Annotated in this window: 23 protein-coding genes; all 23 read left to right on the plus strand. The window is 46.3% G+C overall.

All coding sequences use genetic code 11. From position 1 onward, the window contains the following. The first annotated feature begins 4 nt into the window (after positions 1-4). The 23 genes from AB3489_RS03645 (at position 5) to AB3489_RS03755 (ending at position 17,375) form a co-directional block, all read left to right on the plus strand. The gene (locus tag AB3489_RS03645) at positions 5-367 is read left to right on the plus strand and encodes a response regulator (RefSeq protein ID WP_020491880.1); all 363 of its coding nucleotides are present in this window, start codon (positions 5-7) and stop codon (positions 365-367) included. A gap of 2 nt (positions 368-369) precedes the next feature. Further along, on the plus strand, positions 370-846 hold the full coding sequence (locus AB3489_RS03650; protein ID WP_368293983.1) for a FliO/MopB family protein: 477 nt from the start codon (positions 370-372) through the stop codon (positions 844-846). Further along, positions 843-1,493 (plus strand): flagellar type III secretion system pore protein FliP, encoded by a 651-nt coding sequence (fliP, locus tag AB3489_RS03655; RefSeq protein WP_368293984.1) that lies wholly within the window; start codon positions 843-845, stop codon positions 1,491-1,493. The genes AB3489_RS03650 and fliP overlap by 4 nt, the downstream gene beginning before the upstream one ends. A gap of 36 nt (positions 1,494-1,529) precedes the next feature. Continuing rightward, the gene (gene fliQ / locus AB3489_RS03660) at positions 1,530-1,802 is read left to right on the plus strand and encodes a flagellar biosynthesis protein FliQ (RefSeq protein WP_015043585.1); all 273 of its coding nucleotides are present in this window, start codon (positions 1,530-1,532) and stop codon (positions 1,800-1,802) included. Between the two features lie 24 nt (positions 1,803-1,826). Beyond that, entirely contained in the window at positions 1,827-2,606 is a 780-nt protein-coding gene (gene fliR / locus AB3489_RS03665; protein ID WP_015043584.1) for a flagellar biosynthetic protein FliR, read from the plus strand. Then, positions 2,594-3,661 carry a flagellar biosynthesis protein FlhB gene (gene flhB, locus AB3489_RS03670; RefSeq protein WP_368293985.1) on the plus strand — a complete coding sequence of 356 codons (1,068 nt, stop codon included), beginning with the start codon at positions 2,594-2,596 and terminating at the stop codon, positions 3,659-3,661. Before fliR ends, flhB begins: the two co-directional genes overlap by 13 nt. A 438-nt stretch (positions 3,662-4,099) precedes the next feature. Then, complete coding sequence (flhA, locus tag AB3489_RS03675) at positions 4,100-6,160, plus strand: flagellar biosynthesis protein FlhA (RefSeq protein WP_368293986.1); 2,061 nt, start codon at positions 4,100-4,102, stop codon at positions 6,158-6,160. Next, entirely contained in the window at positions 6,160-7,350 is a 1,191-nt protein-coding gene (gene flhF / locus AB3489_RS03680; RefSeq protein ID WP_368293987.1) for a flagellar biosynthesis protein FlhF, read from the plus strand. The genes flhA and flhF overlap by 1 nt, the downstream gene beginning before the upstream one ends. Next, a complete protein-coding gene (locus tag AB3489_RS03685) occupies positions 7,343-8,209 on the plus strand; it encodes a MinD/ParA family protein (RefSeq protein ID WP_368293988.1) in 867 nt (288 codons plus the stop codon). The genes flhF and AB3489_RS03685 overlap by 8 nt, the downstream gene beginning before the upstream one ends. 70 nt (positions 8,210-8,279) lie before the next feature. Then, positions 8,280-8,924 (plus strand): flagellar brake protein, encoded by a 645-nt coding sequence (locus tag AB3489_RS03690; RefSeq protein WP_368293989.1) that lies wholly within the window; start codon positions 8,280-8,282, stop codon positions 8,922-8,924. 2 nt (positions 8,925-8,926) lie between these two features. After that, the gene (locus AB3489_RS03695) at positions 8,927-9,523 is read left to right on the plus strand and encodes a chemotaxis protein CheC (protein WP_368293990.1); all 597 of its coding nucleotides are present in this window, start codon (positions 8,927-8,929) and stop codon (positions 9,521-9,523) included. Next, positions 9,520-10,002 carry a chemotaxis protein CheD gene (locus AB3489_RS03700; RefSeq protein WP_368293991.1) on the plus strand — a complete coding sequence of 161 codons (483 nt, stop codon included), beginning with the start codon at positions 9,520-9,522 and terminating at the stop codon, positions 10,000-10,002. The genes AB3489_RS03695 and AB3489_RS03700 overlap by 4 nt, the downstream gene beginning before the upstream one ends. 40 nt (positions 10,003-10,042) lie before the next feature. After that, entirely contained in the window at positions 10,043-10,417 is a 375-nt protein-coding gene (locus AB3489_RS03705) for a hypothetical protein (RefSeq protein ID WP_368293992.1), read from the plus strand. Positions 10,418-10,432: 15 nt separating this feature from the next. Continuing rightward, positions 10,433-11,185 (plus strand): FliA/WhiG family RNA polymerase sigma factor, encoded by a 753-nt coding sequence (locus AB3489_RS03710; RefSeq protein ID WP_368293993.1) that lies wholly within the window; start codon positions 10,433-10,435, stop codon positions 11,183-11,185. A 100-nt stretch (positions 11,186-11,285) separates the two neighbouring features. Further along, a complete protein-coding gene (locus tag AB3489_RS03715) occupies positions 11,286-12,626 on the plus strand; it encodes a flagellar hook-length control protein FliK (protein WP_368293994.1) in 1,341 nt (446 codons plus the stop codon). 15 nt (positions 12,627-12,641) lie between these two features. Beyond that, a complete protein-coding gene (locus AB3489_RS03720) occupies positions 12,642-13,106 on the plus strand; it encodes a flagellar hook capping FlgD N-terminal domain-containing protein (protein ID WP_368293995.1) in 465 nt (154 codons plus the stop codon). A 74-nt stretch (positions 13,107-13,180) separates the two neighbouring features. Continuing rightward, entirely contained in the window at positions 13,181-14,107 is a 927-nt protein-coding gene (locus AB3489_RS03725) for a flagellar hook-basal body complex protein (RefSeq protein ID WP_368293996.1), read from the plus strand. Between the two features lie 60 nt (positions 14,108-14,167). Beyond that, positions 14,168-14,986, plus strand: a complete 819-nt coding sequence (locus AB3489_RS03730) for a flagellar hook-basal body protein (protein WP_368293997.1) — start codon at positions 14,168-14,170, stop codon at positions 14,984-14,986. Positions 14,987-14,988: 2 nt separating this feature from the next. Beyond that, positions 14,989-15,396: a flagellar basal body rod protein FlgB gene (gene flgB, locus AB3489_RS03735; protein WP_368293998.1), complete on the plus strand. Its 408-nt coding sequence runs from the start codon at positions 14,989-14,991 to the stop codon at positions 15,394-15,396. A 31-nt stretch (positions 15,397-15,427) separates the two neighbouring features. Next, positions 15,428-16,207 (plus strand): flagellar hook-basal body protein, encoded by a 780-nt coding sequence (locus tag AB3489_RS03740; RefSeq protein ID WP_368293999.1) that lies wholly within the window; start codon positions 15,428-15,430, stop codon positions 16,205-16,207. A 42-nt stretch (positions 16,208-16,249) separates the two neighbouring features. Further along, positions 16,250-16,678, plus strand: coding sequence for a chemotaxis protein CheW (locus tag AB3489_RS03745; RefSeq protein WP_368294000.1), 429 nt, complete (start codon positions 16,250-16,252; stop codon positions 16,676-16,678). 131 nt (positions 16,679-16,809) lie between these two features. Continuing rightward, entirely contained in the window at positions 16,810-16,920 is a 111-nt protein-coding gene (locus tag AB3489_RS03750; RefSeq protein WP_019226161.1) for an RCKP-type rubredoxin-like domain-containing protein, read from the plus strand. Between the two features lie 116 nt (positions 16,921-17,036). Beyond that, complete coding sequence (locus AB3489_RS03755; RefSeq protein WP_368294001.1) at positions 17,037-17,375, plus strand: hypothetical protein; 339 nt, start codon at positions 17,037-17,039, stop codon at positions 17,373-17,375. The last annotated feature ends 24 nt before the right edge of the window (positions 17,376-17,399 follow it).

Below are 17,399 nucleotides of genomic sequence, written 5' to 3' on the forward strand. Positions count from 1 at the left end.
AGTAGTGGGTAAAACAGTTTTGCTTGTTGATGACGCCGCTTTTATGAGAATGATGCTCAAAGATATCCTGGCCAATAATGGCTATCAGGTTGTTGGTGAGGCAGAAAACGGGATGGTTGGTGTCGACAAATACATGGAATTGAAACCGGATATCACGGTTATGGACATTACAATGCCCGAAATGGATGGGCTTCAGGCTGTGAAAGAGATCAGAACCAAGGATCCGCAGGCCAAAGTCATCATGTGTAGTGCAATGGGTCAGCAGGCCATGGTTATTGAAGCCATCCAGTCCGGAGCAAAAGATTTTATTGTAAAGCCCTTCCAAGCGGAAAGAGTACTTGAAGCGATCGCCAAGGCGCTGAAATAGCCATGAACGGATATGAAAATCAGCCTTATCCGGGTGCTTCAGAAGCTGCAGCATCAGCGACAACCGCAACGGAACCTTTTTCCTGGGCCGGTCTGATCGGGATGATTGTCGTCTTTCTGATTATTCTCGTCGTGGCCTTATGGCTGATGAAACGTCTGAACCGCTTTTCGGTGCGCAATATTCAGTCTCCGTGGGTAAGAGTCCTTGACCGGCAGGTCTTAAACGGCCAACAGACCCTGTATTTGGTCGAAATTGCCGGTAAGATTCAGGTGCTTGGCGGGACGGATCATCATATCACAAAGGTGGCCGAGATTGACGATCTTGATGTTGCTGCTGAAATTCTTGAAGAAATTGCCCGACAACCGCAGGAAAAAATGGACAGATGGATGTCCGGCATCTGGAAGAGATTAAGAAAGAAGCAAAAGAATGAATCGTTCTCTGCTGAACTTGAGTACTATCTCAAGGAGGAGAAAAAATGAACATAACACTTGATGTAGGGCAGACTGGCTCAGCGGTTCAGATCCTTTTACTTGTTACTGTCCTTTCCTTTGCACCGGCTATTCTGGTATTAATGACTTCTTTCACCCGGATTGTTGTCGTTTTATCTTTTGTCCGTAATGCGTTGGGAACACAAACGCTGCCCCCTACCCAAGTCATTATCGGACTTTCTTTATTTCTTACTTTTTTTGTCATGATGCCAACGTTCAACGAAATCAATACCAATGCGCTTCAGCCTTACCTGCAAAGCCAGATAACGAAGGAGGAAGCCTTGGACAAAGCCCAACAGCCGTTGCGAACGTTTATGTTTAAACAAACCAGGGAAAAAGATCTGGCGTTGTTTGTGAATATGGCAAAAATTGAGCAGCCCAAAACGTATGGGGATATCCCGACGTATGTTTTAATCCCGGCTTTTGTCATTAGTGAATTAAAGACGGCTTTCCAGATGGGTTTTGCGATTTTTATTCCTTTTATTATTATCGATATGGTTGTATCGAGTACGCTGATGTCGATGGGGATGATGATGCTGCCTCCGATGATGATTTCCCTGCCGTTCAAGATATTACTGTTTGTTCTGGTTGACGGATGGTCATTGGTGGTGAAGTCTCTGGTTTCAAGTTTCAGTTAAATGGATTTCCAAGAAATTTGCCAGAGGTGAAATGGAATGTCTGAAAATCAAATTCTTGCTATGGCCAAAGAAGCAATAGCGATAGCAGTCATTGTTGGTGGACCGGTCCTGGCGGTAAGCCTGCTTATCGGTCTTATTGTGAGTATTTTCCAGGCTATGACGCAAATACAGGAGCAAACACTGTCCTTTATTCCAAAATTATTGGGAGTTGCCGTGATTCTGCTTATCTTGGGTCCCTGGATGCTAAATGTCATGACCACTTACACAGCAACGCTCTTTACAGAGATTGCCACATATGCCCGGTATTAAAAGCAGCCCAATGGAGGAAGCAACTTGAACCTGTCTGATTACTTACAGTGGAATCTTACTCTATTCATGCTTATCTTTTCCCGCTGGGCAGGAATGGTCATGCTTGCTCCGGTGTTCGGCGCAAAAGGCGTTCCGGCGATGATAAGACTTGGTCTCGCTGCAGGACTGTCCGTTGTAGTATATCCACTGATTCAAGCCCAAAACCCTGTCATACCGAATGAATTGCTCCCTTTGATTGGGATACTGGTGAAGGAGACGCTTCTGGGCCTTACGATAGGATTCATTATCAACTTGCTTTCCATGGTCATGCAGGGAGCTGGGCAGCTGATTGATTTTCAACTCGGGTTTATGACTGGGAATGTTGTAGATCCGATCAACGGTATGCAAAGTCCGATGACGGGAAGTTTCCTGGCTATGATTGCAACGATGCTGCTACTGGCCACAAACTCCCATTACTATATCATCGCTGCGGTGACCAAAAGTTATGAGTTTCTACCGATTAATCCTGCCGGGGTGAACTATGGCGCAGAATTTTTTATTGAAATTACCGGGAAGGTCTTAAGTTTATCGCTGCAGATTGCAATGCCGGTCTTTGGCGCCATATTACTGGCGGATGTCGGTGTCGGCCTTTTAGCGAAGATCGTACCTCAGCTGAATATGTTTTCCGTGATATTCCCGGTAAAGATCATTTTTGGCTTGGCCATGCTGTATTTGATGATTGCTTTCTTTGGAGATACGGTATCCAGAGTTTTCGATATTACGATGCAGTGGATTTTTGAACTGTTCAGGGGGTGGAGTGTATAGCTGAGAAAAGGTTCCCGGCGACTCCCAAGAAAAAGCAGGACGCCCGTAAAAAAGGCCAGATACTTAAAAGTCAGGAACTGACTTCGGCGGTAATGCTTCTGGCAATTATCGGTTTGCTGAAAATATGGCTGCCATATGTGTTTCAAAGGTTAGCTAACATTTTTACGTATACAGCAAGTCTCTCCGTGGACTGGAATATTCAATCCCTCTGGAAGGTTGTCATCGATGTTTCCTGGCAGTGCCTGCTGATCCTGGCTCCGGTATTTGCTGCCGCGCTGGTGATCGCCTTTGCCGTAAATTTTCTGCAAACGGGGCCGGTGTTCATTACCGAGCCTATGATCCCGAAATTCTCAAGAATGAGTCCGATTGAAGGGGTCAAAAGAATGTTTGGTCTAAAGGCCCTGGTCAATTTGGTTAAGTCCTTGTTCAAAGTGCTGGTGATTGGTTATTTTCTTATCGATGTCATTCGAAAAAACATCGATGTATTTTCGGCACTGCAAGGAGCAGAAGTTGGTCAGTCCCTCATTTTCCTAAGCGGGTTGTTGTTTGAAATGGCCTGGAAAATAGCGCTGGCCTTTCTGGTTATTGCATTTGCTGATTTCCTTTATCAATGGTGGGACTATGAGAAAAATCTCAGAATGTCCCAGGAAGAAATCAAAGAAGAATATAAACAGACTGAGGGAGATCCGCTCATTAAGAGCCAGATTAAGAAACGACAGCGCATGATGGCCATGCGCAGAATGATGGAGGATCTCAAGCAGGCCGATGTCGTTATTACGAACCCGACACATTATGCAGTCGCCCTAAAGTATGATACAGCCAAATATCCTGCTCCCTATGTCGTCGCCAAAGGGCAGAATGAAATAGCTTTAAGAATCAGGGCGGCTGCGGAAGAAAACAATATTGTGATTATGGAAAACAAGCCTTTGGCCAGATCGCTTTATTCCCAGGTTGAGCTTGGGCAGTCCGTGCCAAGGGAACTATACAAGGCAGTCGCCGAAGTCCTGGCGTTTGTCTTCCGCCTTAACAAGAAGAGACGATCTTATTCAGCGTAGCGGAGCTAGTACTGTATGTGAAATTGCTTGTTGACTTAACCTTTTATATATTACAGAACCATTATGTTAGGGCAAGTCTGGGGGCTACAATACCGCTTTTCGGCCGTTGTGCCATCCATGGCACAAAAGGCCGCGCTACGCAATCCTGCTCCGCTCACAGCGGAACTGTGGCCCCCAGACTGATCTTATGATTACTTATGTAAGTTTTATCCTGAAGATTGTCTATGCTTTCTAATCAGCTTAGTAGTTATTTGAAGAGTATTGTCTTTGCGTCAGAGATCAGTCTCCGTAATATATAGCCAGCGCGGCCTTTTGCGTCAAGGAGGACGCAACGGCCGAAAGCGGCTATATTACGGAGACCTACCCCAAACCTTTTTTTGAATAGATATGAGTATCATTATCGCAAAACACTGAATTAAAACAGGAGGATACTGCATCATGGCCACAGCTCGTGCGGGCAGATTAGCAAGAAATACGGATATTATCGCAGCCATCAGCATTGTCAGCATTATTATTGTCATGGTCATTGGCGTACCCGCAGGCTGGCTTGATTTTCTTATTACCTTAAACATTACTGGATCAGTTCTGATTCTTCTGCTGGCTGTCTTTACAAAGGATCCACTGGAGTTTTCCGTACTGCCTTCTTTGCTGCTGACCATGACACTGTTCCGACTTGCCCTGAATCTTTCCACGACGAAACTGATTTTACTCGAGGCTGAGGCGGGGCAGGTCATTCAGCAGTTTGGAGAGTTTGTCATCCAGGGAAATCCGATTGTCGGCTTTATTGTGTTCTGTATTCTGGTCGTGGTACAGTTTCTGGTCATCACCAAAGGTGCGGAACGCGTATCCGAAGTTGGGGCCCGCTTTACCCTGGATGCAATGCCCGGGAAACAGATGAGCATCGATGCCGACCTGAACGCCGGCATCATCACGGATCAGGAAGCTAGAGCCCGAAGACTGCATATCCAACAGGAAGCAGATTTTTACGGTGCGATGGACGGCGCTAGCAAGTTTGTCAAAGGGGATGCCATTGCGGCAATCATTATCCTGCTAATTAACATTATCGGCGGCTTTATTATCGGGATGGTAACCAAGGGTATGGCGGTCACCGACGCTCTATACACCTACACGCTGCTGACGATCGGAGACGGTCTGGTAACTCAGATCCCGGCGCTGCTGATTTCAACCGCTACTGGCCTTATCGTAACCCGAGCTGCATCAGACAGTAACCTCGGGCAGGATCTGGCCAAACAGCTGTTCAGGACTCCAAAGGCGCTTTATATTACTTCTGGGGTATTGGTAGCTCTTGCAATTTTTGGCATGCCCCAGGTACCGATGCTGATGTTCGCCACCGCTACTGCCGGAATGGGTTACTACCTTCAGCGCAACACTGCTCAGGCAGCCAAGAAAGAATCGGAGGCAGCGGTTAGAAGCGATATTGACGAGACCAAAAAGCCTGAAAATGTAATGAATATGCTTGGAATTGATCATATGGAACTGGAAATCGGCTATGCGCTGATTCCGCTGGTTGACGCCGGTCAGGGCGGGGACCTTCTAGACAGGATTATTCTGATCCGCAGGCAGCTGGCCGGGGAACTCGGATTTATCGTTCCGGTGATCAGGGTCAGGGATAATATGAATCTGCAGCCGAATCAGTATACGATCAAACTGAAAGGCGCCGAGGTTGCTTCCGGGGAATTGATGACCGATCATTACCTGGCCTTCAGTGGGGGAATTGAGGATGATTCCATCCAGGGCATTCCGACAAAAGAACCGGCCTTTGGTCTTGATGCCAAATGGATTAACGCGTCGGTCAGAGAGCAGGCTGAACTTTCCGGGTATACCGTCGTCGATGCACCGACTGTACTCGCGACCCATCTGACGGAAGTTCTAAAAATGCATGCCCATGAGATTATTAGCCGGCAGGATGTGAAGAAATTAATTGATCATGCCAAGGAACAGTCGCCGGCAGTTGTCGAAGAGCTTATTCCCGACCTGCTTAGTCTGGGGCAGGTTCAGAAGGTACTCAGCAACCTGCTGCGGGAAAGAGTATCGGTTAAAGACCTGGTGACGATCCTGGAAACGCTTGCTGATTGTGCTCCTTTGACAAAAGATATCGACAGGCTCACCGAATATGTCCGGCAGAGTTTGGCCCGCCAGATCGTACAGCCCTTCCTGAATCCTCAAAAAAAATTGCCGGTAATTACGCTTGAACCCAAGATTGAGCAGATGATTTTGGATAATCTTCGCCCCTCGGACTTCGGCAGTTACGTGAATATTGATCCGAATGTCATACAGAAGCTCTTAAAAAGGATAGGCGCCCAAGTAGAAAAAATTATGCTGCAGGGACACAATCCCGTAATGTTGTGTGCTCCTGTGGTCAGGATAAGTTTAAAAAGAATGACAGAGCGTCAGCTTCCTCACCTGGTCATCCTGTCTTATAATGAACTTGTACAGGGAATAGAGGTTCAGGCTCTTGGAATGGTGGTGTTGGATTAATGAGGGTGAAACGGTTCGTCGGTGACAATGTGGCAGATACAATGGGGAAGATCAAACGGGAGCTTGGGCCGGAGGCAGTGATTCTGCAGACCCGCCAGATTAAAGAAGGCGGATTCCTGGGCTTTTTTGCGCGTACAAAAGTGGAAATTACCGCAGCGATCGAAGAAAGACAGCAAAATTATGCCGCGATGAAGCCAGCGGAGGATGAACCTGTCAAAGTCGTTAATACGGATGCGATAAAAAAGGCCTATGAAGCTTACAGAGAAAAAGAAAATGAAAACACGAGAGAGCAGAGTATTTCCGATGATGCCCAGTCCGAAATCAAACAGATGCACAATATTTTAAAAGAAATCAAAGGGCATATCACCAAAGGGGACTTAAGCAGCAGTGCTGAATCCAAACCCTACTCCCACTGGGTTAATTTTCTGACGGATAGAGGAGCCAGCAGAGAGACTGCCGCTGAGCTGCTCGAACCTATCAGAAACGATCTTGCCGAAGACCAGTGGAAAAACAATGCAAAAGTATTTGAACTTTTGAAAAATCAAGTAGAAAGGTTATGTTCAAATACCGAGGTCATCAGGCCTAGCAAATCAAGGACACTGGTGGTCGCGATGGTAGGACCCACCGGAGTCGGGAAAACAACAACCATTGGGAAGCTTGCAGCAGGTTTCAGCATCATTGAAAGAAGAAAGGTGGCACTGGTGACTGCTGATACATTCAGAGTAGCGGCGGTCGAACAGCTCAGAACTTTCGGAGAAATCATTGGTGTTCCCGTTGAAGTCGTCATGACGCCGGAAGGGTTGAAGGAAGCGATTGATATCCATGCCGACAAAGAACTTATTTTTATTGACACAGCCGGACGCAGTCCACAGCACGACCTTCATATGGATGAACTGGAAGCTTTTTTGGACAAGGCCAAACCTGATGTGACAATGCTTGTCATGAGTGTCACGACCAACCTGACAGACCAGATGAAAGTTTACGAAAGGTTCAATGAGTTATCCACGCATCTGATCTTAACAAAGCTGGATGAGAGCTTTTCTCTCGGTTCCATACTTGATCTTCTGGCAAAAACCAATTTGCCTGTTGCATATTTAACAAACGGACAGAATGTCCCGGATGATATTGATGCAGCTACTTCCGAGAAACTAACCCGGTACGTTCTTGGGGAGGATAATCCATATGCATGACCAAGCAAGTATACTCAGGCAGATGGCGAGTGAAAGAGAAGTTGCAATGCCAAGAAATATGCGGGTCATTGCAGTCAGCAGCGGCAAAGGCGGTGTGGGCAAGACCAGTTTTGTGGTGAACTTGGCGCTTGCTCTGACCGAATACAATTACAGGGTGATTATTCTCGACGGAGATCTTGGACTGGCCAATGTCGATGTAGCTTTTGGGATCACGCCGAAATACAATATTAAACACCTGCTGACTGGCGAAAAAAGAATTGAAGATATTCTTTACCCAATTGGCAAAGGAATCAAAGTATTGCCTGGAGCATCTGGAATGGTAGAGCTCGCAAATTTGGACAGAGGACAGCTGAAAAATGTTCTTGTTAATCTTGGCCGCCTTGAAAAAATGGCAGATATTTTACTGATTGATACCGGAGCGGGTTTAGGACATACCGTACTGAACTTTATCAGCGCGGCGGATGATGTCATTCTCGTTCTGACGCCGGAGCCGCCTTCCATGACCGATGCTTATGGACTGATCAAATCAATCAAAAGTCCGACCGGGAAAGTGAATCTCAACATTGTGGTAAATCGGGTTAAGAGTGAGACAGAAGCCAAGCAGGCCTATGAAAGACTGGAGCATGCGGTTACGAAGTTTTTGGGTATGCCCATCAGTTTATTGGGATGGGTTTACGACGACCCATCAGTTGGACGTTCCGTGATGGAACAGAAGCCGGTCGGATTATCGGATCCTGAAAGTTATGCCTATCGCTGCGTGCAATGGATCGCCGGAAATGTTGCAGGCGTATATATGCAGCCTCCGACTCAAAGCAGCGGAATCAGAGGATTTATTTCTTCTCTGCTGAAACTGAAATAATGAAATTAAGATAACGTAGACATCAAACGATGTGACTAGCCTGGTCAGAACTATTTGGGGAGTGATAAAGATGCTTTATAAAGACAAAATATATGAAGGCTTAAGTGTCCAAATTGTTGTCCCTGAAGGAGAATATCAGGGCAGATATAAGACCAGGGTAGAAGAGGTTGGGCAGAAAATCATAACCATCGGGGTACCGGTCGCTGACGGCCAGTTTATTCTGCTTCGAGAGGGAACACAGCTGGAAGTGGTATTTGTCGACGACCTGTCGGCGTATTCCTTTTCGACCGTCCTGATCAAAAGGTTTTCTGTTCCTATTCCAACGTTTATCATCGAATTTCCCGAGAAAATATCCAAAGTTCAAAGAAGAAAATATGTCAGGGTCCAGGTGGTTAGGCCTCTCCAATACAGGATAGTGGAGAGAAACGGTTTAGGGATAGAGCAGAAAGGATTTATGCATGATTTGAGTGGCGGCGGTTTGCTTTTTCACGCTAGAGAGTGCATACCTGAAAAGACACCGGTTTTGGTGGAGCTTGTCATCGGGGATACGCCGATGCAGATTCCGGCAATTGTCGTTCGCTGCATGAAAGAAGAAGAAAAAGATTCTTATCTGGTTTCTGCGGAGTTTTATGAGATTTCTGAAAAAACGCGTGATAAAATTATTACCTATGTGTTTGAGCTGCAACGAGAGATGCGTAAGAAAGGACTGGTTTGAACATGGAGATATCTGCAATCAGGCTGGAAGCTTTAAAGGAAATTGGAAATATAGGTTCCGGGCATGCGGCAACAGCACTTTCTAAACTGCTGCAGGCAAGAATAGACATGTCCGTGCCGAAAGTATGGCTTGTCCCGCTCGAAAAACTCGGCGAGGCGCTCGGTGAATACGATACCGTCCAGGTGGCCCTTTATCTGAAAGTCGAGGGGGACGCACCCGGAAAGGCTATTTTTGTCCTCCCGATTGAAAGTGCCAGGGTCATAGCCCAAAAACTGCTTTCACTTCCGGAACGTCCGGATATCTTCAGTGACGAAATGGCGCAGTCGGCGCTGCAGGAAGTCGGAAATATTCTGGTCAGTTCCTTCATCATCGCATTGTCCAAGTTTTCCGGAGTCCTCCTGCATCCGTCAATTCCGGCCATGGCCATTGACATGGTCGGCGCGATTATTGACGGTGTCCTGCTGGAAGAAGGAATAATCGATGACGATGTTTTGATCATTGATACGAAATTATCCGGGGTTAAAGAAGTGGAAGGGAAATTTTTCTTTATTCCAAGTAAAGGTTCTCTTGATAAATTATTGGGAGTATTTGGTATATGAGCAAGACAATCATTGTAGGAATGGCTGATTACAAAGTGGAAAAGGCTCCTGACAAGCTGATGACGGCAGGCCTAGGTTCGTGTATCGGGGTATGTGTTTATGATTCGTTATCCCAGATTGGGGGAATGGCCCATATCATGCTTCCCAACTCTTTGGAGAGCCTTCAGGGCAATCCGATGAAGTATGCCGATACATGCCTGGCCATGATGCTCGAGGAAATGTTTAAGCTTGGGGTTATAAAATCGAGACTCAAAGCCAAAATGGCCGGTGGGGCTCAGATGTTTTCGTTTGGGAATAAGGCACCGCTCTTAAAAATTGGGGAGCGCAACGCCCAGTCAGTGGAACAGGAATTAAAAAAGGCCGGGATTCCGCTGCTCGTCCACGATGTTGGCGGCAACTTCGGGCGAACGATCACTTTTGACATTCAATCCGGCGATTTGCATGTGAGGACCATTAACCATGGGGAAAAGGTGATCTGATGGCAGAGCCAGAAAAAAACTTGAAAAAAACGCATTTGGATTGTCAGTTATCAGCGCCGGAATCGTTCTGGTATTCTCCATATTCAACGGTTATCGTTATCCTGCTATCATACTACGAACCGTGCTGGCTTTTTTATTTATTTATCTTTTGGGCAAAGGGCTTATCCTGTTATGGAACAAGGCCTCTCCTCCGGTCAAAGAAGAAAAAACACCTTCCAAAATCGATATCTTCCTTGGGGATACTGAAAGTCAGGATGAGAACGCCCCGAATAAGACGGGGCAGCCTGCAGAGAGCCTTCTGTCACTAAAAAAACGGGTTCCGGGCCAGATCAACAACCAGATCATGAATCATTTACCGGATGCCGCGGCCAGAGCGGAGATTGTCAGAAAAATGGGTTGGGGCGATGATCAGTAAGGAGGTGTATGCTGCATGTATAAAGGACAATATGATACACCCAAACAAGCTGTATGGACAGAAGAGCATTTAGAGAAATTCTTGCCGCTCGTGAAAAGGATTGCAGGCCGACTAGCCATGTCTCTGCCAGAACATATTGATCAGGAGGACTTATTTGGTTACGGCGTATTTGGCTTGCTGGATGCGCTTCAAAGATTTGACCCTTCTCGCGGCGTAAAATTTGAAACGTATGCAACGTTACGAATCAGGGGTTCGATTATTGATGGATTAAGAACAATGGATTGGGTTCCGCATTCAGCGCGCCAGAAGGTCAAGCAGGTTACGCAGGGTTATGCCCGGCTGGAAAACCAACTCGGACGCAGCCCAACCCTGGAAGAAGCAGCCCGGCACCTCGATATTTCCGTTGAGGAATTGAATGCCACCCTGCTGCAGGGACAGTATATGACACTCGTGTCGCTTGAAGATGTCAATTCCAACGATAACGAGGATATCACCAGTTCACCTCTTGATCTGATTATTGACCCGAGCTCACAGGATTCGTTTGGCCAGATCGAAAAAGAGGAACAGAAACAGATTTTGACGGAAGCCATTGAGAGATTATCGGAGAAAGAGAAGCTGGTGGTCGCTTTATATTATCGGGAAGAACTGACTTTAAAAGAGATATCGGCGGTGATGAGTTTATCAGAATCACGTATCTCACAAATTCATTCTCAGGCCATCTTACGATTACGCGGCTATCTGGGAAGACAGAAAAAGAATATTTTTTAAACCATTTTGGAGGACAAAATGGTTTTTTTATTTGGCAGAAACTAAAGTTCGGGCCAAATTTCGCCGATATATTGAATAACAGTATACAGGAGGTGAAAGGATGAATGTAGCGAATGTTTTGACGCCTGTAAATGTTGAAGGAACAAAAACTGATTCTGCAGCAGGAAAAGAAGGTAAGGGCCTTGACCAGAACAACCTTCTGTTTGCGCTTTTTATGCAGAAGTCGAATCCTTCCAACAAGGCTGATGAACAAGTTCTTGGAGAATTGGCGGAAGCTGGTTCGGATTCCGATTCAGGAGAAGTCACCATTTCTGACGGGACTGTTTCGGAACTGAGCACTTATCTGCAAATTCTTCAAAACCTATTTCCGGCTGGCATGGAGGCCACTTCCGGATCAAATGGAGATCAAAATAGTTCCCTGGTATCAGGTTTAGCACTGAAAGGAAACGATGCTGCCTGGATGATGCTCGGACAAGCCTTGCAAGAAGTTCTTTCCTCAGGCGCAGGGCAAGCCGATAAGACTATGACCAATGGCGAAGGTTTACACCTCGGGAACTACCTGCAGGCTTTCGGACTTAAAGGGATTTCTGGTTCGACGGCCGATTCTCTCGATCCAGCGGAGTTGGATGATATATTAGGATATTTAAAAGAGCTCTCTGGGAAAATTGTTTCACAAAAAAACCAGAATAATCAAGCAACAGAACCTTTGGATACGAATGCGAAGCTGCTCAACTGGCTGACTGACAAATTGTCTCTGATTCAAGATAAGAGTGGAGCGGACAATTCTGCCGCAACAGCCCAGGAGACAACCACTCAGAGTGCCCTGAGCGGTGTTACAGCGGCGGACGATTCTGCAGAAAACAAGCAGAATTCATCTTCTTCGGGAAACAACTCTCAAAACGATTCAATGGACAGCTCAACAGACCCGAACCAGATACTGGTTTCAGGCAACAGGACTGATGGTGCTCTTGCCAGTTCGGCGATTGATATAAGCAGTGTCAAGGCAGGATTACTCAATCCAGGTGCGGTTTGGGACCAGGTTCTGGGCATCCTGAACAAACAGGATCTGAATTCTCAGGAGATTAAGGAACTCTCCATTCAGTTGCAGCCGCAGGACCTTGGGAAGCTGAATGTATCCATGAAGCTTGAAAATGGGCAACTGCATCTGATTATCAATGCTTCTGAACAAGCTACGGGATCGTTGCTTCAGAACAATCTGCAGGATTTGCGGAACGGCCTGGCGCAGATCGGCGTTTCGTGCGGAACTCTTGAAATGGGTTACCGCCAGAATGACCAGCAGTCTTCGCAGGACAGGAATGACTACCGCAGTCAGCAGGAAACAGCCTTAACCCTTCAAGAAGAAGCAAGCAGTATTTTACCGGTATTTACGTCTTACCTGACGACAAATAGCCAGGGTAATCGAATTAACGTCAGTGTCTGAAACGAGGAGGAAACCATGACAAGCGTTTATAATGTAACCGGTACAACTTCGGATACAGCCGCGACTACAGGCACAAGCACCGGCACCAACAGTACCGACAGTACGTCTTTGGATAAACAGGCCTTTCTTCAGCTTTTGGTTGCGCAGCTGCAAAACCAGGATCCAATGTCTCCGATGGATGATACTCAGTTCGTTGCCCAGCTTGCTCAGTTCGGTTCTCTTGAACAGCTCTCAAACATGGCAACAGCGATGGATGAGCTGAAAGAGAGCATGGTTACGTTGAACAGCCAATCTCTGTTGACGCAAGGAGCGGCAATGATCGGCAAACAGGTAACCTGGACTGACAGTACTGGAGCATCGCAGAACGGAACGGTCACTTCGGTAAAATGGTCCGATGGTTCGCTGGCCCTGGTGGTCGGGGACGCCGAATTGTCTTTAGAGGATATTACAGAGATCAAAGGATCTGCTGCTGCACCGTAAGCAAAAGGCAAAGAAAATGCGTCTGTATCAGAACAACTTTTGAATAAAATTGAACTAACAGGAGGAAACGCCTTATGATGCGTTCACTATATTCCGCAATTACGGGTTTAAGAAATCACCAGACCGCGATGGACGTTATTGGCAACAATATCGCCAATGTCAACACGAGTGGATATAAAAGAGAAAGAGCCAGTTTCGCGACGATGCTCGGTCAGGCCTCCCAGGGAGCTTCAGCCCCCAGTATGACTAATCCTGCGGATATTACGACGACTACGGTAGGAGGAACCAATGGGATCACGATCGGACTGGGCAGCGTGCTTGGATCCGTCGACAAGATCATGACCCAGGGCAGCTCTTCCTATACCGGAAAACCTACGGACATGATGATCCAGGGAGAAGGAATGTTTGTTGTCGAGGTAGGGACGAGTACCTATTATACCCGGACCGGCAATTTTGACCTTGATGAAAACGGTATGGTGGTTGATTCGAACACCGGAGCGAAAGTCCAGGGTTACCTGAATACCGGCTTTGCAAGTCCGACAGCTTATCCTGCAAATCTTACTCTTCCAGCCTCTCTCTCTGATATCACGATTAATCGGGGAGATACGTATACACTTGGCGGGGTTGCCTATACGCTGGACAGCTATGGTATCGATTCTAAAGGTGTGGTAACCGGCGTCTTTACAGATGCTTCCGGCAACTCAATCAGCCGCGAAATGTATCAAATAGCACTTGCTACATTTAACAATACGAACGGACTGAATTATGAAGGAAACAACTTTTATACAGAGAGCAACAATTCCGGTGACGCCAATCTTGGAGTCGCAGGTAGTGCTGAGAAAGGCGATATCATGACCGGTTATCTGGAAATGTCCAATGTTGACTTGTCCCAGGAGTTTACGGACATGATCGTAACCCAACGTGGCTTCCAGGCCAATTCCAGAGTTATCACCGTCTCAGACTCTCTGCTTGAAGAACTGATCAACCTGAAACGCAGCTAAGAATGAAGGATATTTGTCGTTGACGGAGAAGTATTAAGCAGATAAAGGAGATTGCGAACAATGAAGTTGTCAACGGAATATTTACAAACGCTTCAGGATCGTATCGATATGATTGGTAATAATCTGGCCAATGCCAGCACGACAGGTTTCAAGGAACAGCTGCTGTCCATTGAAGAATGTTACGATGTTCAGGACAGAAGTAATACGATGGCGCAGTACGGCGGCATGCCTGTGACGCAAAATCCGGTAATTCACATCAATCAATACGATGGAAACCGCATCAATTTTACTCAAGGGTCTCTGGTGGGTACCGGGAATCCTTTGGACCTCGCGATCTGTGGAGATGGATTTTTTCAGGTGAAAACCACGGATGGAAAAATTGGATATACACGGTCAGGTGTTTTTGGCGTCGATGCTGCCGGAAACCTGGTCAATAACGAAGGCATGCTGCTTGAACCGAAGGTGGCAGTTCCGGATAATGTGATGGACATCAGTGTTAACAGCGATGGTACCATCTATGGCGTAAGGACAGTTGCAGAAAATGCGGATACGACTGTCCTTACTGGGGAAGAGAAAAACCAGAGCAACATCGTCACCCTGGGCAAGATTTCTGTTTTCCACTTTACGAATTCCGATGGCTTAGAACAGGCCGGAAACAATGTCTTTTTTGCAACCGAAGCCTCGGGCGAGGCCACTGCAGGGGTTCCTGGGGAAGATGGATTTGGCGTTATTAAGAGTGCGATGCTGGAAAAATCCAATACGAATCTATTAACGGCGATGACTGATCTCATACGGATCCAGAGAGCATATCAGGTGGATGTCAGGATCACGCAGGACGAGGATGAGATGACGGTCCAAACTATTGCGATGAGGAGATGAGTATGGCAGGTTGGCTGGATAGTCCGATTTTTAATTTACTCGAGGGCGGGTTGGATGGACTCGGACTGCGTCAGCGTGTCTTAGCCGACAATATTGCTAATAATGACACGCCCGATTTTAAAAGATCAGATGTTAGTTTCGATAAAATCCTGCAGGCCACGATGGACAGCATGAACAATACAGCAGCAGTATCCGGCACAGAGCCCGGCCATATCCGCATTACGGGGACAGGGCTGACTTCAGACGGCTTTGTAGTTAAGGATGAGAACACCACCTACCGCAATGACGGAAATAACGTGGATATTGACCTCGAAATGACCAGGCTTGCAGAAAATACGCTTCAATACAATTCATTATCCAGGATGCTGACGATGCATCTTTCCATGCTGAAACAGGCAATTCAAGAATAGCTATCCAAGAATAGACGTTCGTTGGAGGGGCGTGAGTTTTTTGCTCAGAGGATTATATACAGCAGCTTCAGGTATGATTATGAATAACCAACAGAGTGAGGCAATAGACAGGAATCTTGAAAACATGAACAATCCCGGTTATCTCGAGGAAAGTGAAAGAGTCACTTCATTTCCGCGTCTGCTGGTCAGCAGGCTTACCCCTTCTACGACCAGTGATAAGCCTTCGGAAAATGTTCCACTGGGAATCATGGGAACGGGTGTCTACGCGGAGAAAGTCTTATACAGCACAGAACCCGGTTTGATCCGGGAAACCGGGAATATGACTGATGTGGCACTTAACGGTGACGGCTTTTTCGCCATTGAAACGCTTGACGGGGAACGTTATACCAGAAACGGACATTTTCAGGTTGATCCTTCCGGCATGCTCAGAACAGCAGGCGGTAATCTTGTTCTTGGTCAAAATGGAGCAATCGGCCCTTTGCCGGACGATTTCACCATTCTGCAGGATGGAACAATTATCAGTACTGAGAGCAGCCAGGTCATAGACAGACTTACAATTGTGGACATCCCTGCGGAAGATCTGGATCGTGACGGACTTACGAGTCTTTATAACAGCCAGAATCAGCCTACGGAGATACTACCTAAAAACATCCGGGTTGAACAGGGTTTTATTGAGGAATCAAACGTCGACCTAAATGCGCAAATGGTCAAAATGATTCAGGTAACGCGCTCGTATTCAGCGAATCAAAAAGTGGTCCAAACCAATGATGAAATTTTACAGAAAGCCGTCAATGAAATTGGAAAGGTGTAATCGGCTTCTGAAGAAGCAGAACATGCGTAAGAGGTGATAACTATGGGCTTCCAATCCGTTATTTTTTTGCTGGGTGGCGAAGAATATGGCCTCCCGATTGAGGTCGTGCAGGAAATAACACAGCTGACAGAAGTTCATCCTGTACCCCAGTCCACGCAATATGTCAAGGGCCTTATTATTATCAGAGGTCAGGCAATTCCACTGATTGATCTGCATGCCAAATTTGCGATTCCGTCCCGGAATGAGGCTGGGTTTGCAATCATTATGAAAATTAATGACAATGTTGTCGGCATTGCCGTTGATGAGATCATTGAGGTAAGGACACTCGAGAATGTTGTCCAGGCTCCTCCTTTGGTTGCTGCCTCATTTATCGGAGGAATTGTCAATCTCCCGGACAGACTGATCGTTCAGCTTGATCCGGCATTTATTTTTAGAACCGATGAGCTGGAAGATTTAAAGGCTTTGGCCTGATTGGCTCCGCTTGCCTGTTTACTGGTGGCTGGAGGCTTGGTAGGCTAACTTGACTTTTTTCAGATATTGATTTATATTAATTTAAAATTGAATTCATTTTAAATTAAATTAGAAAAGGAGGGCATCTGAGTATGGCTTTGTGGGAATGCAGTGTATGCAAAAAGGTCTCTGAAGGAAGATGTCGTCCAAAACAATGTCCCGAATGCGGCGCTGACAAAGAAAAGATAGTGAAAAAGGATTAGCAGTGCATATCGACTATTACTTATATCTTTTTAAAATTAGTTGGCCGGCTTTGAGCGGTCTTTTTCTTGTCTGCATTTTTATAGGGACAAAATGTCTTTCTATACTTAGAAAGGCGTTGGCCGAAAAGAATTATTTCAGAAAATTTCTTGCTGCAGCAAAATCGCTTTTCCTGGTCTTGATCGTTTTTATTTACTCCCTGATGTTTATGGATTACAATCGGGATTGGCTGAACGACCCTGCAGTATCGAAAGGGGTCATCGAAAGCCTCACGGCGGAAGCTGAGCAGTATACGCTCATTTTACGCAGCGGAGAAGAGATACTCACGTTAAGTATTGATGCGGCTGCTTTCCATAAGCTTCATAAGAACGATTTAGTGGAAGTCACTTATCTTCACCAGAAAAAACAGGTAGTTCAATGCAGCGTATTAACCCGACAAGCTGACAATTTCATATAATAGCATAGCTTATGTTTGACATTT

The sequence above is a fragment of the Dehalobacter sp. TBBPA1 genome, assembly GCF_040931655.1.
Taxonomy (GTDB): domain Bacteria; phylum Bacillota; class Desulfitobacteriia; order Desulfitobacteriales; family Syntrophobotulaceae; genus Dehalobacter; species Dehalobacter restrictus.